We start from the raw sequence: 25,866 nt of genomic DNA, 5'->3' as shown, positions 1-25,866 counted from the left end.
GGCTTTCTACTCGTGGGTTGCAAATGCAAACAGATTGTGACGCCGACCGTGCGCCTCAGGCCCTTCCTCCCCAGAAATCCGGGTTGCCGTACTGCTCCTTGAGGAAATCAAGCCACAGCCGCACCCGCAGCGGCATGTGCTTGGCGCCCGCGAACACCGCGTAGATGCCGTTGGGCGGCGCCGCGAATTCCTCCAGCAGCGGCACCAGCAGGCCGGCGTCGATCTCGGCCTCGACCTCCCAGGTGCTGCGCCACGCGATGCCGTGGCCGGCGAGGCACCAGTCGTGCAGCACCTGGCCGTCGGAACAGTCGAGCGGGCCGCTCGGGCGCAGGTGGATCAGCTCCTGGTTGCCCTCCTCGTTGACCACGCGGAAAGCCCAGCCGCGCGTCTGCGAGGCGTCGCTCGACAGCGTGAGGCAGGCGAAGCGCGAGAGCTCGCTCGGATGCCTGGGCTTGCCGTGGCGGCGCACGAACTCCGGCGTGGCGACGCAGCGGCGGCGGTTGTCGGCCAGGCGCACGCTCACCAGCGACGAATCGGGCAGGTCGCCCACGCGCACCGCGCAGTCGAAGCTCTCGCCGGTGACGTCGACCACGCGGTCGCTGAGGTTCAGCGAGATCGTCACCTCGGGGTGCAGCGCATGGAAGCGCGGCACCAGCGGCGCGACGTGGCGGCGGCCGAAGCCCGCGGGTGCCGTCACGCGCAGGTGGCCGCTGGCCTTCAGGCCGCCGGCGCTCACGCTGGCCTCGGCGTTGGCGAACTCCGTCAGCAAGCGCTGGCAGTCCTCGAGGAAGGCACTGCCTTCGTGGGTGAGCGTGATGCGCCGCGTGGTGCGCACCAGCAGCTTGACGCCCAGGCGCTCTTCCAGCGCATCCAGCCGACGCCCCATGATCGCGGGCGCCACGCCCTCGGCCTTGGCCGCGGCCGTGAGGCTGCCGCGGGTCGCGACCGAGACGAAGGATTCGAGTTGCTTCAGGCGGTCCATGGGGCGGGAACTATATCGCCCGCCGCCTGGAGAGCTCCTTTCCTATTCGGGCCGGACGCCCGCCTCGCGCACCGCCGCGCCCCAGCGCGCGTGCTCGGCCTTGATGTACTGGGCTGCCTGCTCCGGGCTGCCGCCCACGGGCGCGCTGCCTTCGGCCAGCAGCTGCGAGATGGTCGCGGGCTTGGCCAGCGCCTTGTCGACGGCGGCGTTGAGCTTCTTCACGATCTCGGGGCTGGTGCCGGCCGGAGCGACCAGCGCCTTCCAGTCCACCGCCTCGAAGCCCTTGTAGCTCTCGGCCACGGTGGGCACGTCGGGCATCACCGGCAGGCGCTTGGCCGAGGTGACGGCCAGCGCGCGCAGGCGCCCGCCCTTCACCATCGATAGCGCGCCCTGCGGCGTGGCGAACATGTAGTCGGTCTGGCCGCCGAGCAGGTCGGTGATGGCGGGGGCCGCGCCCTTGTACGGCACGTTGAGCACCTTGAAGCCCGCGCGCTTGGCCAGCACCTCGCCGGCCATGTGGCCCAGCGTTCCGGTGCCCGCGAGCGCCTGCCGGATCTCGCCCGGCTTGGCCGTCGCGGCGGAGACCAGGTCGGCCAGCGTCTTGAACGGCGCGTCGGCGCGCACCACCAGCACCACCGGCTGCGACGCCACGACCGACACCGGCACCAGGTCCTTCAATGCGTCGTAGGGCATCTTCGGGAACAGCGTCGGGTTGATCGCGAGGTTGGCCGTCTGGCCCAGGCCGATGGTGTAGCCGTCGGGCTTGGCCTTGGCCACCACGTCCATGCCGATGTTGCCGTTGCCGCCCGCGCGGTTGTCGACGATGAAGGTCCACCTGGTGTCGTCGGCGAGCTTCTGCGCGACCAGCCGCGCCACGATGTCGGTGGCGCCGCCGGGCGTGTAGGGAACGATGAGCCGCACCGGCTTGTCGGGCCAGGCGGTATCGGCGAGGACGGGTGCGGCGTTCAGCCATGCGGCGGCCGCGGCGCACGCCAGCAAGGCGCGCCGTGCATTGAAAAACATGAGGTCAGTCTCCGAGGGTGATGTGTCGTGTCTGGAGCGCGGCGATGTCCTCGTCGCTGTAGCCCACTTCCTTCAGCAGCTCGCGGCCGTGCTCGCCGACGTGCGGCGGCTGCAGCCGGATGCCCGGGCGTTCGCCGTCGAGCGTGAACGGCATCAGCGGCACCTTGGCCATGCTGCCGTCGTTCATGCGCACCGGCGCGAGGCCGCCGGTGGCGTTGAGGTGCGGATCGTCGAACAGTTCCTGCGGCCTGGTGATGGGCGCGAAGGGCAGCTCGTTCTTCTCGAACACCGCGGCGAGCTCCGCGGCGCTGTGGTTCGCGAGGTGCGAGCGCAGGATCGGCATCATCCATTCGCGCGCCAGCACGCGGTCGTTGTTGGTTTTCAGGCGCGGGTCGGCCAGCATCTCGTCGAGGCCGAAGGCCTTGCAGAAGATGGTCCACTGCTTGTCGCTCACGGCCGCCAGGAAGATCTGCTCGCCGTCCTTCACCGTGAACACGTCGTACACGGCCCAGGCCGAGATGCGGCTGGGCATCGGGTCGGCGGCCTTGCCGGTGGCGGCGAACTGCATCATGTGCTGCGCAACCAGGAACACGTTGTTCTCGAACAGCGCCGACTGCACCTCGCAGCCCTTGCCGGTGATGTCGCGCTGGCGCAGCGCTGCCATCGCGCCGATGGCGCCGAACATGCCGCCCATGATGTCGTTCACGCTGGTGCCCGCGCGCAGCGGGTCGCCCGAGCGGCCGGTCATGTAGGCCAGGCCGCCCATCATCTGCACCACCTCGTCGAGCGCGGTGCGGTGGTCGTAGGGGCCGGGCAGGAAGCCCTTGTGGCTCACGTAGATGAGGCGCGGATTCAGTTTGCTCAACGTGTCGTAGTCGAGCCCTAGCTTCTTCATGGTGCCGGGCTTGAAGTTCTCGCTCACGATGTCGGCGGTGGCGACGAGGCGCAGCGCGGCCTCCACGCCCTCGGGCTGCTTCAGGTCGAGCGCAATGCTCTTCTTGTTGCGGTTGAAGGTCGGGAAGAAGCCCGAGCCCGAGCCCAGCAGGCGGCGCGTGCTGTCGCCTTCGATGGGCTCGACCTTGATGACCTCGGCGCCGAGGTCGGCCAGCAGCAGCCCGCAGGTCGGACCCATGACCATGTGGGTGAACTCGACGACGCGGACGCCGGCGTACGGCAGGGGATTGGCTTCAGGCATTGGCGATGGATTCCTGGACAAAGCCTTTCGGCAGGCCGGCCTCGGGCGTCATGCCGTAGACCGGTTCGCCGGGCAGGCCGGCCATGAGCGGCGCGCGCGCCGCGATGAGTTTCTGGATGTCGATGCCGGTGCGCACGCCCATGGCCTCGAACATGAAGACAAGGTCTTCGGTGACCGCATTGCCCGAGGCGCCCGGCGCGTAGGGGCAGCCGCCGAGACCGCCCAGCGAAGCGTCGAAGGTGCGCACGCCCTCGTCCCAGGCCGCAAGGCAGTTGGCGATGCCGAGGCCGCGCGTGTTGTGCATGTGGGCTGCGCCTGCATGACTGCCGATCTCCGCACGCAGCCGCTTGAAGAGGCGGCGCACTTGCGCGGGGTTGGCGTAGCCCACGGTGTCGGACAGGCCGGACTCGTCGGCGCCCGCCTCGATGCACTGCGCGGCCAGGCGGATCACGTCGTCCTCGGGCACCAGGCCCTGCAGCGTGCATCCGAAGGCGGTGGAGATGCCGGCCTCCAGCTTCACCTGCGGCGCGATCTCGCGGCGCAGCTCGGAGATGGCGCGCACCTCATCGACCATCTCGGTGGGCGTCTTGCGCACGTTGGCCAGCGAATGCGCCACGCTGGCCGACACCGGCATGGTCAGCTTGTGCACGCCGGCCTCGAGCGCGGCCTGCGCGCCCTTGCGGTTGGGCACCAGCGCCATCACCACAAGGCCCGGCAGAGTGACGGCGTGGCGCACCACCTCGGCCGCGTCGGCCATCTGCGGCAGCAGCTTCGCGGGCACGAAGGAAGCGACCTCGATCTCGCGCACGCCGGCGGCGTAGAGCGCGTCGATCCAGCGCAGCTTGTCGGCCGTGGGCATGGTGGCCTTGACCGACTGCAGGCCGTCGCGCGGGCCGACCTCGCTGATGAGGACGTCGGGGGTTGTCATCGGATTTCTGTCTCCTTGGGCTTGACTGTTCTGTCTTACAGAACTATATTCCGTTAAACAGAATTAGATCGCCGATCCGCTCCGGCTGTCAAGCCAAGCCGTTCCCTGCTGCTCCTTGTCATGCCCCGCAAAGCCCAGACCGAATCCGTCTCCGACCTCAATGCCGCCCCCGGCGGCGCGGCCGCGGTCGACCGCGCGCTGAGCCTGCTGTCTGCCTTCCAGCCGGGCGACGAGGCGCTGTCGCTCGCGCAGTTCGCCGAGCGCACGCAGCTCTACAAGAGCACCGTGCTGCGGCTGCTGGCCTCGCTGGAGCATGCGCGGCTGATCCGACGGCAGGACGACGGCCGCTACGCACTGGGCATGGAGATCGCGCGGCTGCACGGCCTCTATGCGGCGTCGCAGTCGCTCGACCGCATCGTGCTGCCGGTGCTGCGCGCGCTGGTGGCGGCCACCGGCGAGAGCGCGGCGTACCACGTGCGGCAGCCCCAGGCCGACAGCTGGGTGCGGCTGTGCCAGTTCCGCGTCGATTCGCCGCATGTCGTGCGCGACCACGTGCGCGCCGGCGACCTGCTGCCCAACGACCGCGGCGCGGGCGCGCGCGTGCTGATCGCCTTCGGCCCGCAGGACGAGCTGCCGCGCGGCGCGAAGGAGCGCAAGCTCTACGACACCATCCGCGCGCAGGGCTGGTGCGCGCTGGTGGGCGACCGCACCGCCGAGCTGGCCGGCATCTCGGCGCCGGTGTTCCATGCCGACGGCAGCCTCGCGGCCGCGGTCACGCTCACCATGCCCACGCATCGCTACGACGAGCGCTACATCGAGCCGGTGCGTGCGGCAGCGAAGGAGCTCAGCGGGCAGGTCTGAGCAAGCGACCGGTCAACTCAGCGCGGCCAGCACCGCTTGGTTCTGCTCGGGCAGCCCGATGCTGACGCGCAGCCACTCGGGCAGGCCGTACGGTCCGAGCAGCGAGACCTCGATGCCCGCGGCCAGCAGGCGCGCATGCACGGCCTGCGCATCGCCGACCTGCACCATCAGGAAGTTGCCGGACGAGGGCACGTATTCGAGGTCCAGCGCCTTGAAGCCAGCGGCGAGCTGGTCGCGCCCGGCCGTGTTGAGCTCGTAGGTGCGCGCGAGAAAGGCCGCGTCGCCCAGCGCGGCCACCGCGGCGGCCTGTGCCGGCGTCGTCACGTTGAAGCGCGGGCGCTGCGCGTTCATGCGCGCCGTGAGCGCCGGCTGCGACACGCCGTAGCCGATGCGCAGCCCCGCCAGCCCGAAGGCCTTGGAGAAGGTGCGCGCCACGATCAGGTTGGGCAGGCGCCGCACCCATTCGATGCTGTCGTAGCGCTGCGCGGGCGCGAGGTATTCGGTGTAGGCCTCGTCCAGCAGCACCGTCACGTGCGCGGGCACCGACTGCAGGAAGGCCAGCAGCGGCGCGGCGTCGATGAAGGTGCCGGTCGGGTTGTTGGGGTTGGCGACGAACACCAGCTTCGTGTCCTCGCCGATGGCCGCGTGCATCGCGTCGAGGTCGTGGCCGAAGCCGCGCGACGGCACGACAGTTGCGTGCGCATGGGCATGCGCCGCGGCCTGCGCGTAGACGATGAAGCCGTACTGCGAATACACGACGCCCTCGCCCGGCTTCAGGCTCACCTGCGCCGCGAGTTCCAGGATTTCGCTCGATCCGCTGCCCAGCGTGATCCAGTCGGCGGGCACGTCGAGCCGGGCGGCCAGCGCGTTCTTCAGCGCGGTGCCGTTGCTGTCGGGGTAGTTGCCGGCGCCCGCGAGCGCTTCGGCAGCGGCGCGGCGGGCCGACTCGGGCATGCCCAGGGGGTTTTCGTTGGAGGCCAGGAGGATCATGGAAGCTGGGCGCTGAAATCGCGGATTTATTTAAGAAGTTAAATATATCCGGCAGCTTGGGCCTTCTTATCAGTGCCTACCCTCTGCGCTCCTTGGGGCCCACCGTCGATTACCTCTATTTTTGTCACGGATAAATCCCGATTCAGGCTCCTACTCACCAGCAAAGTATCGAATAAAGTTCATCCCAGGATTGCATCTTTCTCAAGGAGAAACCCACATGACCGCCCGCACCACCGCCCACGGCCTCCAGGTCGCGACCGAGCTCCATCGCTTCATTGAGGACAAGGTCCTCCCCGCCAGCGGCGTGGCCAGCGACGTCTTCTGGAAGGGCTTCGACGCCATCGTCCACGACCTCGCGCCGAAGAACGTCGCCCTGCTCGCCGAGCGCGACCGCCTGCAGAGCGAGCTCGACGCCTGGCACAAGAAGAACCCCGGCCCCATCGCCGACATGCCGGCGTACCGCGCCTTCCTCGAGAAGATCGGCTACCTGCTGCCCCAGCCCAAGGGCGTGAAGGCCACGACCGCGAACGTCGACTCCGAACTCGCGCTGCAGGCCGGCCCGCAGCTGGTGGTGCCCATCCTCAACGCGCGCTATGCGCTGAACGCGGCCAACGCCCGCTGGGGCTCGCTGTACGACGCGCTCTACGGCACCGACGCCATTCCCGAGACCGGCGGCGCCGAGAAGGGCAAGGGCTACAACCCGGTGCGCGGCGCCAAGGTCATCGAGTTCGCGCGCAACGTGCTCGACCAGGCCGCGCCGCTGATCAACGGCTCGCACAAGAACGCCACCGGCTACAGCGTGAAGGACGGCAAGCTGGTCGTCGCGCTGCAAAGCAGCAGCACCGGCCTGGCCGATGCATCGCAGTTCGTCGGCTACCAGGGCGACGCCGCCGCGCCTTCGTCGGTGCTGCTCAAGCACAACGGCATCCACCTGGACATCCGCATCGACCGCTCCACGCCCATCGGCAAGAGCGACGCCGCCGGCGTGAGCGACCTGGTGCTCGAAGCCGCGCTCTCGACCATCCTCGACCTGGAAGACTCGGTGGCCGTGGTCGACGCGGCCGACAAGGTGGTCGCGTACTCGAACTGGCTGGGCATCGTCGAAGGCACGCTCACGGAAGAAGTCGCCAAGGGCGGCAAGACCTTCACGCGCGGCCTGAACCCCGACCGCGAATACACCGGCGCCGACGGCAAGCCCCTGAAGCTGCACGGCCGCTCGCTGATGTTCCTGCGCAACGTGGGCCACCTGATGACCAACCCGGCCGTGCTGTACGAAGGCGGCAAGGAGATCCCGGAAGGCATCCTCGACGCCGTGGTCACCACCACCATCGCCACCATCGACCTCAAGCGCAAGGGCAACTCGCGCACCGGCAGCATCTACATCGTCAAGCCGAAGATGCACGGCCCGGCCGAAGTGGCCTTCGCCAGCGAACTGTTCGGCCGCGTCGAGCAGCTGCTGGGCCTGCCCGCCAACACCGTGAAGCTGGGCATCATGGACGAGGAGCGCCGCACCAGCGTGAACCTCAAGGCCTGCATCGCCGAGGCTGCCGCGCGCGTGGCCTTCATCAACACCGGCTTCCTCGACCGCACCGGCGACGAGATGCACACCGCCATGCAGGGCGGCCCGATGATCCGCAAGGGCGACATGAAGTCCAGCGCGTGGATCGGCGCCTACGAGAAGAACAACGTGCTCGTCGGCCTGTCCAGCGGGCTGCGCGGCAAGGCGCAGATCGGCAAGGGCATGTGGGCCATGCCCGACCTGATGGCCGCCATGCTCGAGCAGAAGATCGGCCACCCCAAGGCCGGCGCCAACACCGCCTGGGTGCCCTCGCCCACCGCCGCCACGCTGCACGCGCTGCACTACCACCAGGTCAACGTGACCGCGGTGCAGCAGGAACTGGAGAAGATCGACGCCGACGCAGAGCGCGACAACATCCTCAACGCCCTGCTGCAGGTGCCGATCGCCGCCGAAGCCAAGTGGACCGCCGAAGAGCGCCAGCAGGAGATCGACAACAACGTCCAGGGCATCCTCGGCTACGTGGTGCGCTGGATCGACCAGGGCGTGGGCTGCTCCAAGGTGCCCGACATCCACAACGTCGGCCTGATGGAAGACCGCGCCACGCTGCGCATCTCCAGCCAGCACATCGCCAACTGGCTGTTGCACGGCGTGGTCACCAAGGCCCAGGTCGACGAGACCTTCCAACGCATGGCCAAGGTGGTCGACGAGCAGAACGCGGGCGACCCGCTGTACCAGCCGATGGCCGGCAACTTCACGACCTCGGCTGCCTACAAGGCAGCGCAGGACCTGGTGTTCAAGGGCATCGAGCAGCCGAGCGGGTACACGGAGCCGCTGCTGCATGCGTGGCGGTTGAAGGTGAAGGGCGAGGCCTGATCGGCCCACTGGAGGCAATGCTCCATCGCTAGAAAGACGGCACCTTCGGGTGCCGTTTTTTTCATGCGCGCGGCCTGGTCTTCCTGGCAGCCGCCTTGAGCGGCACCTCGTCCATCGACAGCTGGCGGAGTTCGCGACGCAGCTCGCGCTCAAGCTCCTTCTCCGTCGGCAGGTGCAGCTGATAGCGGCTGGTGAAGATGTTGCGCTCCTGCTGCTCGCCCAGGGTGTACTTCACCACTGCATCGTTCTTGTCCGGACAAAGGATGACGCCCAGCGTCGGGTTGTCGCCTTCGGTGCGACGCTCGCGGTCGTAGTAGTTCACATAGAACTGGATCTGGCCGAGGTCGCCATGCGTGAGCTTGCCGACCTTGAGATCGATGAGCACGTAGCACTTGAGCACCGTGTGATAGAAGACCAGGTCGATGTAGAAGTGGTCGCCATCGATGGTGATGCGCTCCTGGCGCGACACGAATGCAAAGCCCTTGCCCAGCTCGAGCAGGAAGTTCTGCAGGTTCTCGATGAGCGCCTGCTCCAGCCTCGACTCGACCAGCTTCGGCGATTCCGGCAAGTCCAGGAATTCGATGACCACCGGGTCCTTCAGGACATCGAGAGGCTGCATCACCTCCTGGCCGTGCGTCGCCAGGCGCATCAGGCCCTTCTTGTCCTTGCTCTTGGCCAGGCGGTCGTACAGCAGGCTGGCCATCTGGCGCTGCAGTTCGCGCACCGACCACGCGCTGCGGATGGCTTCGATCTCGTAGAAGGCTCGCGCCTCCGGGCGCGCTGCGCGCAGGAGCTGGCGGTAATGGCTCCACGAGAGAGACGGATGCAGCGTCCCAGGATGCCAGCCCGCCGGGTCACCGGATTTCCGAGACGCCGTCTCGGAAATGGTCTGAGGAGGCAGTGCCGCCGCCGCGGCCGATTTCCGAGACGGCGTCTCGGAAATCAACTGCGGATAGTCCAGGTAGAACTGCCTGAACGCTTCGAGGTTGTCGGCGGAATAGCCTCGGCCGAACTCGGCCGTCAGGCGCGTCGACAGATCGGCGAGCAGCTTGGCGCCATAGCCCGCCCGACGCTGACCTCGCTGCTCCTCCTCGACGATCTCGCGCCCGATCAGCCAGTTGGCCGCCACCTGCGTGGTGTTGACCGTGCGAACCACGCGGGCGCGCGCAGCATCGAGGATCTCTCGCACGCGGCTGAAAAGCGGCCGGGTGGCTTTCTTGGCTTCCGGCTTGGCTGCACGGGAGCGGGAGGGAGTGTCAGTCTTTGGCAATGCGCGACCCTGGGATTGTCCGGAAATTATGGAGGCAGCCTTCTTCGCGGGGCGAGTCCTCGCAAGCGTCGCCGCCGAGACCATGCGCAAGATGATCAACTAGCATCATGACCGCCCCAACCTTCCTGGCTTCTCGCTCCCAATGAATCCGAACGCGGCACCCAAGCCCGCGGAGCAATCCGGCAACGCCGGTCCCGGCTCACGCCTTACTCGCTCTTCGCGCTGGTCTTCTTCCACGGCCGCCATGCTCGTGGCCCTGGCCACCGCCTTCGCCCTGAGCCAGGCCTTTCGCACCGTCGGCGCCATGATGGCCACGCCGCTCACCAGCCACTTCGGGCTCACGCCGCAGGAGCTCGGGACCTGGGCGGGCACCTTCCACTTCATGTTCGGGATCATGCAGCTCGCGATGGGCGTGTCGATCGACATCTTGGGCGTGCGCCGCACGGTGCTGACGGCCTTTCCGCTGGCCGTCGCGGGCGCGGTGCTGTGCGCGATGGCGCCGAACTTCCACGCACTGTTGCTGGGGCAGGCGCTGGTCGGCGTGGGCTGCGCGCCGGCCTTCCTGGCCTGCACGGTGTTCATCGCGCGGCACTTCGATGCCTCGCGCTTCACTGCGATGTCGGGGCTGGTGATGAGCCTGGCCGGCATGGGCATCCTGTTCACCGGCACGCCGCTGGCGCTGCTGATCGAGGCTTCGTCGTGGCGCGTGGGCTATGCGGTGCTGGCGGCGTTCGCGGTGCTTTCGTGGATGCTGATCTTCTGGCGCGTACGCGAGCCTGCGCGCGCAGCAGACCCCACGCCTGCGGGTCAGACCGAGCGCCAGTCTCTGCGCAAGGCCGTGCGCGAGCTGCTGCCGCTGTTCGCGATGCCCCACACGCTGGGGCTGCTGTGCTTCGCCTGCGTGTCGTACGCGGCCTTCATCACGCTGCGCGGGCTGTGGCTCGGCCCTGTGCTGCACGAGCGGCACGGCCTCTCGCTGGTGGCCAGCGGCAACGTCGCGCTGGTGATGACGGTCGCCGGCATGATCAGCCCCACGCTCTTCGGCCGCATGGACCCGGGAGGCGCGCGGCGCACGCGCTGGATGATGGGCTGCGCGCTCGCGGGCACGCTGATGTTCGGCGCGATGGCGCTGACGCAATCACGCATGGTCGACATCGGCTTGCCGATCGTCTACGGCCTTCTCTCGGGCTACAGCGTGCTGCAGTACGCGTACACCAAGAACGCCTACCCGGCCGCGATGACGGGGCGCGCGATGGCGCTGATGAACATGGCGATGTTCCTCGGCGTCTCGCTGATGCAGTGGACCACCGGCGTGGCCGCGTCGTGGGCCGTGGTGAACGGTGTCGAGCCGTTCCGCGCTGTGTTCTTCACGGTGGCCGGCATGCTGGCCGCGGGCAACCTGGCGTTCCTCCTGCTGCCGCGCGCGTCCGCACGGCCGGCGGCGCAGCTCAGCGCTTGATCGCCAGCATCAGCACGCCGCCCGCGATCATCGCCACGCCCGCCCATTCGCGGCCCGATGGCCGCTCGCCCAGGAACATCACGGCGAAGAGCACGACCAGCACCACGCTGAGCTTGTCGACCGGCGCGACGCGCGAAGCATCGCCCACCTTGAGCGCGCGGAAGTAGCAGACCCACGACGCGCCCGTCGCGAGCCCCGAGAGCACGAGAAAGAGCCAGGTGCGCGGCGACAGCTGCAGCGGGTTCGTCCACTTGCCGGTGGCGTTCACGAAGACGAGCAGCACCGCGAAGATGACCACGGTGCGCACCAGCGTCGCCATGTCGGAATCGACGCCGGCCAGCCCGAGCTTGGCGAGGATGGCCGTCAGCGCGGCGAAGACGGCCGACAGCGCGGCCCAGAGAAACCAGTTGGAGGCGGTGAGATTCATCGTGCTTTCTTTCATCGGCGACAACGCCGGCGTCTTCAGTCTTCATCATGCGCGCTGCGGCTTTGCTCTACCTGACGAACGGCGTCAGGCGTCCTCGCCCAGGCGCGCGCGGATCTCCTTGCGGCTGAGTTGGCGCTTGGTTGCGGCATAGACGTCGGGGCGTCCGTACATCGCTTGGTTGCTCGACTCGCCGAACTCCGGCCGGCCCCATGCACACGTGGTCCTGACGAAGCAGCGTCGCAGCACGTCGAAACGCTTGTCCCAGACACCGGGCGCCTTCATCGGCGGCGTGGTTGCCAAGGTGATCTCGAACCAGTCGCCGTTTACGCGGTGCCATTGCGTGAGTTCGTCGATCTCGACGAACGACAGCTCCTCATTCTTTCCATGCTGCCCGTTCCTCTCGCCGCGTTCGCGCTGCCGCGCCTGTGTGACGCGTCGATTGGGCAGCAGGATGCCGGTGACCGGATGCACGAAAAGCTCCACCCTGGAGGCCTCCTCCAGCGGAACGCGATCGCCGCGCCCCCACCGGGAAGCGCGCACCAGCACTTCGCCATCTCGCATCACCGCGCCGCGGTCCACGAAGTCCTCGATGTGCTCGAAGATGTGCGCCTGCACCGTGCTGCGCTTGTCGATGCCGCTGCACAGCTCCGCATACACCTTGTCCCATGGCCGGTGCACCTGCTTGTGCAGCCAGCGCTTGAGCGGCGCGAGGTTTTCGTTGAGCCACTTCCTGTGCTTGTAGCCGCGCTTCATGCCGATGCGCGAACCTGCCTCCTTGCCGTTGCGCCACTTGCGTCCGTCGCCCTGCACACGCCAGCCGCTTCGCGGCCGCTCGACGATGACCTTGTCCATGTCTTCACGCATCGTCGGACCTCCCGATGCTGCGCGCTGCCTTCTGAAGCGCCACCTTCTGCGCGCGCCGCTCGGCGCTGTGGGTGCGCAGGTGGCGGCCGGCCTTCTGGCTCGCTTCGCGGCGTGCCAGCGCGGCCACCACGGGGTTGCGGGGTGCCGCGTTCGGCACTGAGAAATAGAACCGGCCCAGACGCTTGTCGTCGTCGCGGGCCCTTCGTTGAGCACTCATATGTGCACACACTCCGAAAAACAAAAAAGCCCCGGCGAATGGCTGCGCGGGGCCTTTGTCGATGGGCCTCGGCGGATGCGTGGATGCACGTCCGGCCGGGGCGGTCGGTGTGCGGGTCAGGTGTTCAGGAAACGGTTCATTGGATTGGTGTGGCACCCGGGAGGTCGATCGTCGCCGGGCGCGAAGGGAGCAAAAACTGTTGCTGAAAAACGAAGGGCGGATTCTGTCGAGCACGCGTTCGATGCGCAAGTACCGCGCATCGCTTGTGTGGCGCAAAGCCTACGTGGCAGGCGAATGAATCCAATCACGCGCAGGTGGCGTATCAGGTTCAAGCGCATCGCGCCTCCGAGCTGTTGGCGGTTTCCACAGAGAGCCTCGAGAACGAACCATCCATCATCTTTCCAGGAGACTTCAATGAAGAAACTCGTGATCGCAGCCGGTGTCTCTGTCCTTCTCGCAGCCTGCGCGGGCGGCATGGGCATGAGCGGCAACAGCAGCAGCGGCGCATCGAACCCGATGGTCGGCGGCGCGCCGATGTACCCGACGAAGGACATCGTCGACAACGCCGTGAACTCGAAGGACCACACCACGCTGGTCGCCGCCGTGAAGGCCGCCGATCTCGTCGGCACGCTGAAGAGCCCCGGCCCCTTCACCGTGTTCGCGCCCACCAACGCGGCCTTTGCGGCGCTGCCCGCCGGCACGGTGGACACGCTGCTCAAGCCCGAGAACAAGCCCACGCTGACCAAGGTGCTGACCTACCACGTCGTGCCCGGCAAGCTCGATGGCGCTGCGCTCATGAGCGCGATCAACGCAGGCGGCGGCAAGGCCACGCTGAAGACCGCGAGCGGCGGCACGCTGACAGCGACGATGAGCGGCGGCAACGTGCTGGTGACCGACGCCAAGGGCGGCACGGCGACGGTGACGATCGCCAACGTCTACCAGTCGAACGGAGTGATCCACGTCGTGAACAAGGTGCTGCTGCCGGGTTGATCGGCCCGGCTCTGCGCTTTCGTCAATTGCGCTGCGCGGCCTCGGCCTCGTCGCGCAGCCATTGCGCGAACTCCTGCGCGTCGCGGTTGCCCGCGGCGCGCCTGGACATCTCGATGAAGTAGCCGCGGTGCGAGGCAACGCCCTCGCCCAGCGGCGCCACGAGCCGGCCGTCGCGCACCAGCTCGCTCAGCAGCGGCAGCCGGCCGATCACCACGCCCTGGCCCACCACTGCGGCGGAGACGGCGTCGGCGTACTGCGTGAAGCGCAGCGTGCTCTTCATGCGCAGGTCGTCCAGCCCCATCACCTTGAGCCAGGGCTCCCAGTCGGCGGTGGGCGCTTCGCTGTGGTCGGGGTACTCGACCGTCAGCAGCGTGAGCTTCGAGAAATCGGACAGCTCGCGCAGCGATGCAGCCACCTGCGGCGCGCACAGCGGGATCACCGACTCCTCGAACAGCGCCGGCCCCACGCCGCGGCCGATGGGCACGAAGCGCACCGCGAGGTCGATGCGGGTGCTTTCCAGGTCGAGCACGTCCAGCGTGGCCGACACGCGCACGTCGACCTGCGGATGGCTGCCGGTGAAGCGCGCCAGCTTCGGTATGAGCCAGATCGACGCGAAGCCCGGCGTGGTGGTGATCGCCACCTGCCGCGGCGCGGAGCTCGCACGCACCCGCGCGGTGGCGTCGCGCAAACGCTCCAGGCTGTCGGTGACCGCGCGCTGCAGCACGCCGCCGGCCTCGGTGAGCGACAGCGCGCGGTGGCGACGCTCGAACAGCAGCACGCCCAGGCTGGCCTCCAGCTGCTGGATCTGCCGGCTGACGGCCGACTGCGTGAGGTGCAGTTCGGCTGCCGCCAGCGTGAAGCTCAGCCGGCGCGCGGCCGCCTCGAAGCTGCGCAGCAGTTCGAGCGGGGGAAGTTCGCCGCCGATGGCGCCGGGGGCTTTCGCATTCTCTGGACGCATGCAACGAGTTCCAAATGACCGTGTGCAAAGAGGGACTCGGCTCACTATATTCATTCGCATAGTGAATGCAATGGAGCTTGCCATGAGCACCTCGTCCTCCTCTTCCACCTCTTCTTCCTTTCCCTCCGTGACTTTCTCGTCCAGCTCTTCCCGCTTCCATGTGAGCCTGCCGAAGCGCTCGGTCTTCGCCGTGCCCGACGGCGCAGGCGTGGGCATCGAATGCCGCAGCGGCTCGGTGTGGATCACCATCGACAGCGACACGCGCGACATCGTGCTGGAGCCCGGCGAGCGCTTCGAGGGCGGCGACCACCGGCGCGTGCTGGTGTCGGCGCTGGAGCCGTCGTGCATCACGGTGTCGGACGCACGCCCGGCCGCAATGCCGCTGCCCGCGCCTTCGCCGCGCGCATGGTCGCCATGGCGACTGCGGCCCCACGGGTTGTCCCCGGCTTGACCGGGCCCCATGCGCATCGAACCATCGATGCCATGAGTTCCGACACCCCCGCACAACCCTTCATCCTCCAGGAGCAGGCCGACGGCATCGCGACGCTGACGCTGAACCTGCCCGCCAAGCTCAACCCTATCGCGCAGGGCCTGCAGGTCGAACTGCGCGATGCGCTGGAGCGCATCCGCGACGACCGCTCGGTGCGCGCGGTGATCCTCACCGGCGCCGGCAAGGCCTTCTGCGTGGGCGCCGACCTGAGCGCGATGGCGCCGCCCGAAGAGGGCAAGTCGCTCGGCACGCAGACAGCCGAGTGGATGCAGAGCCTGAGCAACCCGCTGATCGAGACGCTGCGCACGCTGCCGGTGCCGGTGGTCGCGGCGGTGAACGGTCCGGCCGCCGGTGCGGGCGTGGGCTTGGCGCTCGCGGCCGACGTGACCATCGCGGCACGCAGCGCCTACTTCTACCTGCCCTTCCTGCCCAAGCTCGGCATCGTGCCGGACCTCGGCTGCACCTGGGCGATTCCGCGTCGCGCCGGCCGAGCCCGCGCCATGGGCATGGCACTGCTCGACGAGCGCGTGGGCGCGGGCCGCGCGGTGCAGTGGGGCCTGATCTGGGCCTGCGTGGACGACGAGCAGCTGCTCGAAGAGGCCAAGGGCATCGCGCAGCGCCTCGCCCGCCTGCCGGCGCACGCGGTGATCGAGGCGCGCGAAGCCTTCGAGGCTTCGGAGCGCCACACGCTGAAGGAACAACTGCACTACGAGAGCGAGCGCCAGCGCGAGCTGATCGACCGGCCCAGCTTCCGCGAGGGCGTGAGCGCCTTCCTGCAGAAGCGCCCGCCGGTCTTCGAGAACCGCTGACATTCCGACACCGGCGTCCACTGGCGCCGGCCTGGGGGCTGCAGGACAATGCCGCGCATGTCCATCCCCAACGCCTTCTACGCCCAGTCGGGCGGCGTCACCTCGGTCATCAACGCCTCGGCCTGCGGCGTGATCGAGACGGCGCGCCGGCACCCTGACCGCATCGGCAAGCTCTACGCCGGGCGCAACGGCATCATCGGCGCGCTGGCCGAGGAGCTGATCGACACCGGCGCCGAATCGGCCGAAGCCATCGCGGCGCTGCGCACCACGCCATCGGGCGCCTTCGGTTCGTGCCGCTACAAGCTCAAGTCGCTGGAGAAGAACCGCCGCGAGTACGAGCGGCTGATCGAGGTGTTCAAGGCGCACGGCATTGGCTATTTCTTCTACAACGGCGGCGGCGATTCGGCCGACACCTGCTTCAAGGTGAGCCAGCTCTCGCAGTCGATGGGCTATGCGCTGCAGGCCATCCACGTGCCCAAGACCATCGACAACGACCTGCCGCTGACCGACTGCTGTCCCGGCTTCGGCTCGGTCGCGAAGTACGTGGCGGTGTCGACCATCGAGGCCTCGTTCGACGTGCGCTCGATGGCGGCCACCTCCACCAAGGTGTTCGTGCTCGAGGTGATGGGCCGGCACGCGGGCTGGATCGCGGCCGCCGGCGGGCTTGCGGCGGACCAGGGCATTCCGGTGGTGGTGCTGTTCCCGGAGATCGAATTCGACAAGGCACGCTTCCTCGCACGCGTGGACGAGTTGGTGAAGCAGCACGGCTACTGCTCGGTGGTGGTGTCCGAGGGCTGCCATCACCCCGACGGGACCTTCCTCGCCGAGCAGGGCACGCGCGACGCCTTCGGCCATGCGCAGCTCGGCGGCGCGGCGCCGGTGGTGGCGCAGATGGTCAAGGACGCGCTGGGCCACAAGTTCCACTGGGCCGTGGCCGACTACCTGCAGCGCGCGGCGCGGCACATTGCATCGGCCACCGACGTGCGGCAGGCCTACGAACTGGGGCAGCGCGCGGTCGAGCTCGCGCTGGAAGGCCGCAACGCGGTGATGCCGACCATCGAGCGCATTTCCGATGTGCCGTACGCCTACCGCCTGGGCAGCGCGCCGCTCGAATCGGTCGCCAACGTCGAGAAGCCGATGCCGCGCGACTTCATCTCCGACGACGGCTACGGCATCACCGAGAAGTGCCGCCGCTACCTGCTGCCGCTGATCGAGGGCGAGGACTACCCCGCCTACAGCGGCGGCCTGCCGGTGTACGCGACGCTGCGCAACGGCATCGTCGCGAAGAAGCTGCCGGCCTTCGAGATTTCATGATGACCACGGAGGCCGTCCCCGGCCTGATCGACGCCACGCGCTGCCCTCTGTGCGGCGAGGCGAACCGCTGCGCGATGGAGATCGAGCGCGAGACCGGGCAGGCGCAGCCGCCGTGCTGGTGCATGCAGGTCGACTTCAGCAGGGCGCCGCTCACCAACCTGCCGGAAGAGATGCGCGGGCTCGCATGCATCTGCATGCGCTGCGCGACGGGCGCCGCGCCTCAGGACTGACCAGGGGCCTGCTGCGGCGCTTCTGCTTGCGCCGGCTCCGGCGCGGACTCGGCCACGTCGGCGGCCACCACCATCGAGGGCGCATCGCCCGGCCGCTGCTGCGTGACCACGCGGTGGATGAACTGCAGCTTGCCCACCGCCGCGCGCGGCAGCACGAAGGGGTAGTAGTCGGGCTGCCCCATGCTGCGCGACAGCTCGTTGAGCACGTTGGTGAGCAGCACCCAGCCGTTGATGAAGTCGAGGAACTTGCCGGCGTCGGGGTCGTCGGGCTGCCACAGATCGGCAGGGGTGAAGAGGTCGCTCGTGAGCTCGACGTTGGTCGCGTCGACGCCGAAGCTCATCGCCGTGTCGGCCGTGTCGGCCATGTGCAGGTAGTGGGCCCAGGTCTCGGCCCAGTCTTCCCACGGGTGCGTGCTTGCGTAGCTGCTCACGAAGCGATCGGCCCAGTCGGGCGGCGGGCCCTGCTCGTAGTGCGTCTGCAGCGCGGCGGCGTAGTCGGCGCGCTCGTCGCCGAAGAGCGCACGGAAGTCGTCGATCCATTGCGTGGGCTGCACCAGCAGGTCCCAGTAGTAGTGGCCGACCTCGTGGCGGAAGTGGCCCAGCAGCGTGCGGTAGGGCTCGCGCATCTCGGCTCGGATGCGCTCGCGCACGGCGTCCTCGGCCTCTTCGGCGTTGAGGGTGATCACGCCGTCCTGGTGGCCGGTCATCACGTGCGGGCCGCCCGGCGTGTTGCTGAGGAAGTCGAAGGCCAGCCCGTGGACGGCATCGGCGTGGCGGCTCACCACCGGCAGGCCCAGCGCGAGCAGCTGCGAGATCAGCCTGCGCTTGGCGGTCTCCAGCTTGCGCCACAGCTCGCCGTTGCCTTCCACCGAAAGATCGGGAATGGTGCGCGTGACGCTGCAGGCCAGGCAGTAGCCGGGCGCGAGGCCGTGGGTGTCGGGCGGCAGCTCTTCGCCCTCGCGCGCGGCGGGCACCATCCAGTTGCAGCCGGCCGGCGTCAGGAAGTTCGCGCAGCGGCGGTAGGTCTTGCCGTGCGGATCGCCGAACACGGTGAAGGTGTCGGGCTGCGCGCCCTCGCCTGCTGCCGGCGCGAGCGGCATCACGCCGAGCCGCTCGATCACGTAGCCCAGCGGCGTATGGCAGGCAAGGCACTCGCTGTTGCGCAGGAAGATGGGGCGCTCGCACTGGCAGCGGTAGGCGCGGCTGACCGTGGGCGCGGCGAGTTCGGTGGCGAGGGTGGACGCGGCCGGCTCGGCTGCGAGAGCGGGTGCGGCCTGCCCGACCGCGGGAGTGATCGCGCCTTCCGCGTCTCCTGGCGCGGCGGGCTGAGCATCGGCTTGTTCGCCGGATGAAGCATTCATGCTGTTGTCGACTTGGTTCATCTTCTTGACGCAGAGGGGACAGCGCTGGGATTTTGGGCCTGCCCGCTGCGAATCCCGCCGCGCAAAGCCCGATATGCTTGTAGGACGACGGACCCGAGACATTCCGCCGCCCCCATGACCTCCCCTCAGATCCCAGAAGCCGCGAGCACGCCGGCCCCGCCCTCCATCGGCACGCTGCGCCAGCGCTATGGCGAACGCTACCGCTGGTATCTGCTGCTGTCGGTGATGGTGGGGACGATGGCGTCGATCATGTCCTCGACCATCGTCAACGTCGCAATTCCGGGCATGAGCCACCACTTCTCGCTCGGCCAGGAACGCGCGCAGTGGGTGAGCTCGGGCTTCATGGTGGCGATGACGGTGTCGATGCTCACCACGCCGTGGCTGCTGTCGCGCTACGGCTACCGCCGCACCTACGTGGGCACGATGGTCCTGCTGCTGGTGGGCGGCATCGTGGGCGGCGTGGCCAACGATTTCTCGCTGGTGCTGTTCGCGCGCGTGGCCGAGGGGCTGGCCGCGGGCGTGGTGCAGCCCATTCCGGCCATCATCATCCTGCGCGCCTTCGAGCCGCACGAGCAGGGCCGCGCGAGCGGCATCTTCGGCATGGGCGTGGTGCTGGCGCCGGCCGTGGGGCCGAGCATCGGCGGCGTGCTGGTCGACCTGTTCGGCTGGCGCTCGATCTTCTTCATGGTGGTGCCGTTCTGCCTCGCGTCGCTGTGGCTGGCTTACAAGTTCGTGCCCAAGACCGCGCCCGGCGGCGTGGCGGCTGCGCGCGGCGACGGGCTTGACGCGCGCGGACTCGCCCTGGGCACGGTCGGCACGCTGTGCCTGCTCAACGGCCTTGTGGCGCTGCGCGGCGATTCGCCGCTGCAGGCGGCTTTGCTGCTGGCGGGCGCGCTGGCCTCGTTCGGCGTCTTCGTGTGGTGGCAGCGGCGGCTCGCGGCCTCGGGCGGCACGCCGCTGATGAACCTCGCGCTCTTCCGCTACCGGCAGTTCGCGATGGGCAGCGTGGTCGCCTTCATCTACGGCACGGCGCTGTTCGGCTCGACCTACCTGCTGCCGGTGTACATGCAGGTGGGGCTGCACCTGTCGGCATCGCACGTGGGCACCATCCTGCTGCCGGCGGGCGTGGTGCTGGCGCTCACCATCGCGGGCGTGGGGCGGCTGGCCGACAAGCACCCGACCTGGGTGCTGGTGACCATCGGCCTCGCGCTGCTGGCGGCCTCGTTCGCGCTGATGATGGTGCTGCGGCTGGACAGCGCGCTGTGGCTGCTGGTGGCCTTCGCGATCATCGGGCGCATCGGGCTGGGCTTCATCCTGCCCTCGCTCAACCTGGGCTCGATGCGGCCGCTGGCCAAGCCGCTGATCCCGCAGGGCGCGAGCGCGATCAACTTCGTGCGCATGCTCGGCGGCGCAGCGGGCGTGAGCCTGTGCGCCATCGTGCTCGAATGGCGCCTCGCGGCGCACGGCGATTCGCTGGCCAACCCGATGACCAGCCCGGCGCGGCTCGCGGCCTTCGACGAGGTCTTCGCGATGCTCGCGGGCCTTTGCGCGCTGGCCATCTGCGCGGCGTGGCAGTTGCGCCGCACGCCACAACAAGGGTAAGCACCAAGTAGCACGAAAGCACCCATCATCTCTAATTGTGAGAATTTGTTAAATCAGCTGGGATGGGTGTTACATGCAACGCAGAAGTTTTATCGCCTCGACGGCGGTGGCCGCCGCCGGGCTCGCTCGGCTCTCCTCCGTGCAAGCCGCCGAAGCGGGGGTGAGCGACGGTGAAGTCGTGCTCGGCAGTTCGGCCGTCCTGAGCGGTCCGCTCGGATCGCAGATCAAGGTCGTGCACAACGGCGCCGCGCTGGCGTTCGATGCCGTCAACGAACAAGGCGGCGTGAACGGGCGCAAGATCAAGATGGTGGCGCTGGACGACGAGCTGAAGGCCGACAAGGCGCTGGAAAACTACACCAAGCTGCTGAACGACCATCGCGTGTTCGCCTTCTTCGGCTGCGTGGGCTCGGGCACCACGGCCGCCGCCGCCAAGCTGCTGCAGCAGAGCGGCGCACCGAGCGTGGGCGGCTACGGGGTGGGCGACAGCGCGCGCGAACGCGTCGCGGGCTCGGCCTACTTCGTGCGCGCCAGCAACGCCCGTGAAGCGCAGGCCCTGGTCGAGCACCTGGCGACCATCGGCGTGAACAAGATCGCGATCGCCCATCTCGACAACCCCGGCGGCGCCGAGGCGGTCAAGCTGATCGAGGCGGCGATGGTCCCCCACAAGCTGGTGCCGACGGCCAAGGTGGTCGCCAAGGGCGACGGCTCCGACGCCGCCGCAGCCGGCAAGGCGCTGGCAGACAGCCAGTCGCAGGCCATCCTGATGTACCTGGCCGGCACCGTGGCCGGCGAGGTGATCAAGGCCACCTACGCCGCCGGCAGCAAGCCGATGTTCTATGGCATGTCGATCGTGCCGGGCGAAGTCACGGCCAAGGTGGTGGCCCTGCAGGCAGGCGGCCTCGCGATCTCGCAAGTCATGCCCTATCCCTGGGGCGAAGTGGAGACCGTGACGCGCGACTACCGCCGGCTGGCGGAGCGGGCGCAGGTGCCGGTGGGTTACGGCAGCTTCGAGGGCTACCTGAACGGGCTGGTGATGATCGAGGCGCTCAAGCGCACCGGCCGCGACCTGACGCGCGCCCGCCTGCATGCGACGCTGCGCGCGCTCAAGCTCCGCCTGGCCGGCATGGACATCGATTTCTCCACCGGCAACGCCACCGGCTCGCGCTTCATCGAAATGGTGCGCGTCACGCCCGAAGGCCGCTTCGTGCGCTGACCGGCGAACGGATCCGCCGTCCGGTCGGCCGGCACTCGCGCTCTAATAGCGCCATGTGCCAATTGCTAGGAATGAACTGCAACACGCCGACCGACGTGACCTTCAGCTTCACGGGGTTCGCGCAGCGCGGCGGCCGCACCGACCACCATGCCGACGGCTGGGGCATCGCGTTCTTCGAGGATCGCGGGCTGCGCCACTTCGTCGATCACCAGCCGGCGAGCGAATCGCCGGTGGCGGATCTGATCCGGCGCTACCCCATCCAGAGCCGCAACGTCATCGCCCACATCCGCAAGGCGACGCAGGGCGAGGTCAACCTGCAGAACTGCCACCCCTTCGTGCGCGAGCTGTGGGGGCGCTACTGGGTATTCGCCCACAACGGCGACCTGAAGGAGTTCCGCCCGCGCCTGCACGGCAACTTCCACCCGGTGGGCAACACCGACAGCGAGCATGCCTTCTGCTGGATCATGCAGGAGCTGGCCAAGTCGCACGCGGGCGTGCCGAGCATCGAGGAGCTGACGCTCACCCTGCGCGAACTGGCACCGCAACTGGCGGGCCACGGCACCTTCAACTTCATGCTGTCCAACGGGCAGGCGCTGTGGGCGCATGCCTCGACCAACCTCTGGTACGTGGAGCGCCGCCACCCCTTCGTGACGGCGCAGCTGTCGGACGAAGACCTGGAGATCGACTTCGCGCAGCACACCACGCCCAACGACCGCGTCGCCGTGGTCGTGACCGCGCCGCTCACCACCAACGAGACGTGGACGCAGTTCGCGCCGGGCGAGCTGCAGGTGTTCGTGGACGGGCAGCGCGTCGGACGCTGAGGCCGAAGCCGGTCTTAAGCCCGACATTTTTTGGCGGCATTGCAGGAAAGTATCGACGGGCGGGTTCAGAAAAGTAAACAATAACGGTTCTCATTTGCAAACAGAACCGTTCATGCCCGCTTCCTTTTTCCATCTCCGGCCAACCGTGGCCGCAACGCTGCTCGCGCTGAATGCCGCGGCGGCCCTGGCCCAGCAGTCCACCGCCACAGGAACCGCGGGGCCGGTGGTTTCCAGCGGCGGCACGCTGTCCACCGTGACCGTCGAGGCCAGCGCCGACGCCTCGGCCGAGGGCCTGACCAAGCCTTACGCCGGCGGACAGGTGTCGCGCGGCGGGCGGGTCGGCATCCTGGGCAACCAGGACATGATGAGCACGCCCTTCTCCAGCACCAACTACACCAACGAGCTGATCCAGGACCAGCAGGCCAAGAGCGTGGCCGACGTGCTGCTCAACGCCCCCTCGGTGCGCCAGGCCCGCGGCTTCGGCAACTTCCAGGAGCTTTACGTGGTGCGCGGCTTCCCGGTGTACTCCGACGACGTGGCCTACAACGGCCTCTACGGCATGCTGCCGCGCCAGTACATTGCCTCTGAATTCTTCGAGCGCGTGGAAGTCTTCCGCGGCGCCAACACCTTCCTGAACGGCGCGGCCCCCGGCGGCAGCGGCATCGGCGGCGCGATCAACCTGCTGCCCAAGCGCGCGCCCAACGAGCCGCTCACCCGCGTCGGCTTCGGCGTGCAGACCGGAGGCCAGGGCTACGTCAACCTCGACCTGGCACGCCGCTTCGGCCCCGACGACAGCCTGGGCGTGCGCGTGAACGCAGTGCGCCGCGAAGGCGGCACCGGCGTGAAGAACGAGAGCCAGCAGCTCGGCGCCTTCAACGTCGGCCTCGACTGGCACAACCGCAACGTGCGCCTGTCGGCCGACTTCGGCTACCAGGACTACGACCTCAAGGACGGCCGCCCGAGCCTGACGCCTTCGTCGACGCTGCCGATCCCGCGCGCGCCCGACGCCCGCACCAACTTTGCCCAGCCCTGGACCTACTCGAAGGAAAAGGACAAGTTCGCCACCTTCCGCGGCGAAGTCGACATCACCGACAGCATCACGGCCTGGGCCGCCGGCGGGGTGCGCCGCAGCGACGAGGACAACGTGCTGTCGAACCCCACGCTCGCCGACGCCTTCGGCAACACCAGCAACACGCGCTTCAGCAACACCCGCAAGGACCGCATCGGAACGGCCGAGATCGGCGTGCGCGGCAACTTCGCCACCGGCCCGGTGAAGCACACGGTGGTGGTCTCGGCGGCCAAGTACAGCAACGACCGCGACAACGCCTACACGATCTCGCGCGGCACCATCCGCAACAACATCTACGCGCCCTACGCGTCGCCCTACCCCGTCGCCAATTCCTTCACCGGCAACACGCTGGAAGACCCGCGCCTGACCGACCGGATCGACACCTCGAGCGTGGCCATCGCCGACACCATGTCGTTCATGGACGACCGCCTGCTCGTCACGCTCGGCGCGCGCCGCCAGACCATCGAGCAGACCAGCTACGCCTACACCACGCTCAAGCAGTCGAGCACCTACGACAAGAGCAAGACCACGCCGGTGGCCGGCGTCGTGTTCAAGATCACGCCGACCGTCTCGGCCTACGCCAACTACATCGAAGGCCTCGTCAAGGGCAACGTGGCACCGGGTACGGTCAACGGCCTGCCCGTCACCAATGCGGGCGAGATCTTCGCGCCGTACCAGGCCAAGCAGAAGGAAATCGGCGTCAAGTACGACGGCGGCACGCTGGGCGCGAGCGCTGCGTTCTTCACCACCGACCAGCCCACGTACTACTACGCGGGCCAGACCTACGGCCTCTACGGCAAGCAGCGCAACCAGGGCCTGGAGCTGTCGGTGTTCGGCCAGCCCGCCAAGGGCCTGCGCCTGCTCGGCGGGCTGACGCTGCTGGACGCCAAGCAGAAGAACACCCAAGGCGGCGCCACCGACGGCCTGACCGCCATCGGCGTGGCCAGGCAGCAGGCCAACCTCGGCGCCGAATGGGACGTGCCCGGCGTGCGCAACCTGTCGCTGAACGCCCGCGTGCTCTACACCTCGAAACAGTACGCCAACGCCGCGAACACGCAGTCGGTGCCGTCGTGGACGCGCTTCGACGTGGGGGCGCGCTACCTGGTCGACCTGGGCAACGGCCGCCTGCTCACGCTGCGCGCGCGCATCGACAACCTGTTCAACAAGTCGTACTGGGCCTCGGTGGGCGGCACGCAGGGCAGCAACTACCTGGTGCTGGGTGCGCCGCGCACCTTCGCGGTGAGCGGCACGATCGACTTCTGATCGACTGGGTCGGCCGATCGGCGGCGCGCTCAGCGGCCCTGCTCGCGCAGGTTCGCCTCGAGCGCGTCGATGAACATCGCCGGCACGTCGAAGCCGGTCTGTTCGGTGATCTCCTGGAAGCAGGTCGGGCTGGTCACGTTGATCTCGGTGACCGAGTCGCCGATCACGTCGAGCCCGATCAGCAGCAGCCCGCGGGGCGCCAGCGCGCGGCCCACGGTCTCGGCGATCTCGCGGTTGCGCGGCGTGAGCGGCTGGGCCACGCCCTTGCCGCCGGCTGCCAGGTTGCCGCGCACCTCGGTGCCCTGCGGAATGCGGGCCAGCACGAAGGGTGCGGGCTCGCCCGCGATGATGAGGATGCGCTTGTCGCCCTGCGAGATCTCGGGCACGAAGCGCTGCACCATGATGGTTTCGGCGCCGTCCTTGTTGAGCGTCTCGACGATGGAGCCGAGGTTCAGCGCGTCCTGCTTCACGCGGAAGATGCCCATGCCGCCCATGCCGTCGAGCGGCTTGAGGATGATGTCGCCGTGCTCCGCGTGGAAGTCGCGCACGGCTTGCGCGCTGCGGGTCACCAGCGTGGGCGTGGTGAACTGCGGAAACTCCATGATCGCGAGCTTCTCGGGGTGGTCGCGCAGCGCGCGCGGCTTGTTCACCACGTGCGCGCCCTCACGCTCGGCCTGCTCCAGCAGGTGCGTGGCGTAGATGTATTCGGCGTCGAAGGGCGGGTCCTTGCGCATGAGCACGGCGTCGAAATCCTTCAGCGCCTTGGTTTCGGAGATGTCGACGCGGTACCAGTCCTTCGCGTCGCCGGTCAGCGTGATCTGCTGCACCGTGGCCGTGACCACGCCGCCCGACTTCCACTGGATGTCCTGCGGCAGGCAGGCGGCGATCCGGTAGCCGCGGCGCTGCGCCTCGCGCATCATCGAGAAGGTCGTGTCCTTGTAGATCTTGAAGTGATCGAGCGGATCGGCGACGAAGAGGATGTTTTTCATCAGGCGTTCTTTCTTGCGTTGCCGGGGCGCGGCGGCCATTGGCATGGGTATCGGGGCGCGATGTTGCCGGAAGCGGCGATGTCCTTGCCGACGGGGGCTTTTTTCTCATCGGCCCGCCGCGGCCGGCC

General features: G+C 68.4%; 23 protein-coding genes and 1 pseudogene. 12 read left to right on the top strand and 12 right to left on the bottom strand.

Annotation, left to right across the window (positions count from 1 at the left end):
• Positions 1 to 55 precede the first annotated feature (55 nt).
• From FHT32_RS18105 to FHT32_RS18090, 4 genes are read right to left on the bottom strand one after another with little or no spacing between them, the layout of a single operon-like run.
• Positions 56 to 982 (bottom strand): LysR family transcriptional regulator, encoded by a 927-nt coding sequence (locus tag FHT32_RS18105; RefSeq protein ID WP_176665982.1) that lies wholly within the window; start codon positions 980 to 982, stop codon positions 56 to 58.
• Between the two features lie 42 nt (positions 983 to 1,024).
• Positions 1,025 to 2,005 (bottom strand): tripartite tricarboxylate transporter substrate binding protein, encoded by a 981-nt coding sequence (locus FHT32_RS18100; protein WP_176665981.1) that lies wholly within the window; start codon positions 2,003 to 2,005, stop codon positions 1,025 to 1,027.
• A 4-nt stretch (positions 2,006 to 2,009) separates the two neighbouring features.
• Positions 2,010 to 3,200 (bottom strand): CaiB/BaiF CoA-transferase family protein, encoded by a 1,191-nt coding sequence (locus tag FHT32_RS18095; RefSeq protein ID WP_176665980.1) that lies wholly within the window; start codon positions 3,198 to 3,200, stop codon positions 2,010 to 2,012.
• Positions 3,193 to 4,128: a hydroxymethylglutaryl-CoA lyase gene (locus tag FHT32_RS18090; protein WP_176665979.1), complete on the bottom strand. Its 936-nt coding sequence runs from the start codon at positions 4,126 to 4,128 to the stop codon at positions 3,193 to 3,195. The genes FHT32_RS18095 and FHT32_RS18090 overlap by 8 nt, the downstream gene beginning before the upstream one ends.
• Before the next feature lie 120 nt (positions 4,129 to 4,248).
• Between FHT32_RS18090 and FHT32_RS18085 the strand changes: the two genes are divergently transcribed.
• On the top strand, positions 4,249 to 4,989 hold the full coding sequence (locus FHT32_RS18085) for an IclR family transcriptional regulator (protein ID WP_176665978.1): 741 nt from the start codon (positions 4,249 to 4,251) through the stop codon (positions 4,987 to 4,989).
• Positions 4,990 to 5,001: 12 nt separating this feature from the next.
• Here the strand turns inward: FHT32_RS18085 and hisC are convergent.
• A pseudogene (gene hisC / locus FHT32_RS18080) lies at positions 5,002 to 5,985 on the bottom strand (histidinol-phosphate transaminase); the annotation flags it as partial.
• A gap of 211 nt (positions 5,986 to 6,196) precedes the next feature.
• Between hisC and FHT32_RS18075 the strand changes: the two are divergent.
• Positions 6,197 to 8,371, top strand: a complete 2,175-nt coding sequence (locus FHT32_RS18075) for a malate synthase G (protein ID WP_176665976.1) — start codon at positions 6,197 to 6,199, stop codon at positions 8,369 to 8,371.
• A gap of 61 nt (positions 8,372 to 8,432) precedes the next feature.
• Here the strand turns inward: FHT32_RS18075 and FHT32_RS18070 are convergent, their stop codons facing one another.
• Complete coding sequence (locus FHT32_RS18070) at positions 8,433 to 9,641, bottom strand: YhcG family protein (RefSeq protein ID WP_256099039.1); 1,209 nt, start codon at positions 9,639 to 9,641, stop codon at positions 8,433 to 8,435.
• Between the two features lie 142 nt (positions 9,642 to 9,783).
• On the opposite strand from FHT32_RS18070, the gene FHT32_RS18065 reads away from it, so the two are divergent.
• On the top strand, positions 9,784 to 11,100 hold the full coding sequence (locus FHT32_RS18065) for an MFS transporter (protein ID WP_176665975.1): 1,317 nt from the start codon (positions 9,784 to 9,786) through the stop codon (positions 11,098 to 11,100).
• On the opposite strand, the gene FHT32_RS18060 is transcribed toward FHT32_RS18065, so the two are convergent.
• From FHT32_RS18060 to FHT32_RS18050, 3 genes are all read right to left on the bottom strand, one after another.
• Complete coding sequence (locus tag FHT32_RS18060) at positions 11,090 to 11,527, bottom strand: EamA family transporter (protein ID WP_020723164.1); 438 nt, start codon at positions 11,525 to 11,527, stop codon at positions 11,090 to 11,092. The two genes, FHT32_RS18065 and FHT32_RS18060, sit on opposite strands and share 11 nt — an antisense overlap.
• Positions 11,528 to 11,611: 84 nt before the next feature.
• A complete protein-coding gene (locus FHT32_RS18055; protein ID WP_176665974.1) occupies positions 11,612 to 12,391 on the bottom strand; it encodes a hypothetical protein in 780 nt (259 codons plus the stop codon).
• Positions 12,384 to 12,608 (bottom strand): hypothetical protein, encoded by a 225-nt coding sequence (locus tag FHT32_RS18050; RefSeq protein ID WP_019655612.1) that lies wholly within the window; start codon positions 12,606 to 12,608, stop codon positions 12,384 to 12,386. Before FHT32_RS18050 ends, FHT32_RS18055 begins: the two co-directional genes overlap by 8 nt.
• A gap of 474 nt (positions 12,609 to 13,082) precedes the next feature.
• Between FHT32_RS18050 and FHT32_RS18045 the strand changes: the two genes are divergently transcribed.
• Positions 13,083 to 13,598 carry a fasciclin domain-containing protein gene (locus FHT32_RS18045; RefSeq protein ID WP_256099054.1) on the top strand — a complete coding sequence of 172 codons (516 nt, stop codon included), beginning with the start codon at positions 13,083 to 13,085 and terminating at the stop codon, positions 13,596 to 13,598.
• A 22-nt stretch (positions 13,599 to 13,620) separates the two neighbouring features.
• Here the strand turns inward: FHT32_RS18045 and FHT32_RS18040 are convergent, their stop codons facing one another.
• Positions 13,621 to 14,556, bottom strand: a complete 936-nt coding sequence (locus FHT32_RS18040) for a LysR family transcriptional regulator (RefSeq protein ID WP_176665972.1) — start codon at positions 14,554 to 14,556, stop codon at positions 13,621 to 13,623.
• Positions 14,557 to 14,638: 82 nt separating this feature from the next.
• Here FHT32_RS18040 and FHT32_RS18035 point away from each other — a divergent pair, with 82 nt between their 5' ends.
• The 4 genes from FHT32_RS18035 to FHT32_RS18020 are packed head-to-tail and all read left to right on the top strand — an operon-like array spanning position 14,639 to position 17,399.
• Complete coding sequence (locus FHT32_RS18035; protein ID WP_176665971.1) at positions 14,639 to 15,007, top strand: DUF2917 domain-containing protein; 369 nt, start codon at positions 14,639 to 14,641, stop codon at positions 15,005 to 15,007.
• A gap of 32 nt (positions 15,008 to 15,039) precedes the next feature.
• A complete protein-coding gene (locus FHT32_RS18030; RefSeq protein ID WP_176665970.1) occupies positions 15,040 to 15,855 on the top strand; it encodes an enoyl-CoA hydratase-related protein in 816 nt (271 codons plus the stop codon).
• A gap of 57 nt (positions 15,856 to 15,912) precedes the next feature.
• The gene (locus FHT32_RS18025) at positions 15,913 to 17,169 is read left to right on the top strand and encodes a 6-phosphofructokinase (protein WP_176665969.1); all 1,257 of its coding nucleotides are present in this window, start codon (positions 15,913 to 15,915) and stop codon (positions 17,167 to 17,169) included.
• The gene (locus FHT32_RS18020) at positions 17,166 to 17,399 is read left to right on the top strand and encodes a cysteine-rich CWC family protein (RefSeq protein ID WP_176665968.1); all 234 of its coding nucleotides are present in this window, start codon (positions 17,166 to 17,168) and stop codon (positions 17,397 to 17,399) included. The genes FHT32_RS18025 and FHT32_RS18020 overlap by 4 nt, the downstream gene beginning before the upstream one ends.
• Here FHT32_RS18020 and FHT32_RS18015 read toward each other — a convergent pair.
• Positions 17,390 to 18,760: a putative zinc-binding metallopeptidase gene (locus tag FHT32_RS18015; protein ID WP_176665967.1), complete on the bottom strand. Its 1,371-nt coding sequence runs from the start codon at positions 18,758 to 18,760 to the stop codon at positions 17,390 to 17,392. The genes FHT32_RS18020 and FHT32_RS18015 overlap by 10 nt on opposite strands.
• A gap of 135 nt (positions 18,761 to 18,895) precedes the next feature.
• Between FHT32_RS18015 and FHT32_RS18010 the strand changes: the two genes are divergently transcribed.
• The 4 genes from FHT32_RS18010 to FHT32_RS17995 all read left to right on the top strand — a co-directional run bounded on the left by FHT32_RS18010 (position 18,896) and on the right by FHT32_RS17995 (position 24,749).
• Positions 18,896 to 20,383 carry a DHA2 family efflux MFS transporter permease subunit gene (locus FHT32_RS18010; protein WP_176665966.1) on the top strand — a complete coding sequence of 496 codons (1,488 nt, stop codon included), beginning with the start codon at positions 18,896 to 18,898 and terminating at the stop codon, positions 20,381 to 20,383.
• Between the two features lie 73 nt (positions 20,384 to 20,456).
• Positions 20,457 to 21,596 carry an ABC transporter substrate-binding protein gene (locus FHT32_RS18005; protein ID WP_176665965.1) on the top strand — a complete coding sequence of 380 codons (1,140 nt, stop codon included), beginning with the start codon at positions 20,457 to 20,459 and terminating at the stop codon, positions 21,594 to 21,596.
• 53 nt (positions 21,597 to 21,649) lie between these two features.
• Positions 21,650 to 22,417 (top strand): class II glutamine amidotransferase, encoded by a 768-nt coding sequence (locus FHT32_RS18000; RefSeq protein ID WP_093203832.1) that lies wholly within the window; start codon positions 21,650 to 21,652, stop codon positions 22,415 to 22,417.
• A gap of 112 nt (positions 22,418 to 22,529) precedes the next feature.
• On the top strand, positions 22,530 to 24,749 hold the full coding sequence (locus tag FHT32_RS17995) for a TonB-dependent siderophore receptor (RefSeq protein WP_176665964.1): 2,220 nt from the start codon (positions 22,530 to 22,532) through the stop codon (positions 24,747 to 24,749).
• Positions 24,750 to 24,778: 29 nt separating this feature from the next.
• Here FHT32_RS17995 and gshB read toward each other — a convergent pair whose 3' ends face one another.
• A complete protein-coding gene (gene gshB / locus FHT32_RS17990) occupies positions 24,779 to 25,738 on the bottom strand; it encodes a glutathione synthase (protein ID WP_176665963.1) in 960 nt (319 codons plus the stop codon).
• Between the last annotated feature and the right edge of the window lie 128 nt (positions 25,739 to 25,866).

This window comes from Variovorax sp. SG517 (assembly GCF_013376045.1).
In the GTDB taxonomy this organism is placed as follows: Bacteria; Pseudomonadota; Gammaproteobacteria; order Burkholderiales; family Burkholderiaceae_C; genus Variovorax.
This window is presented reverse-complemented; position numbering and strand designations above follow the sequence as displayed.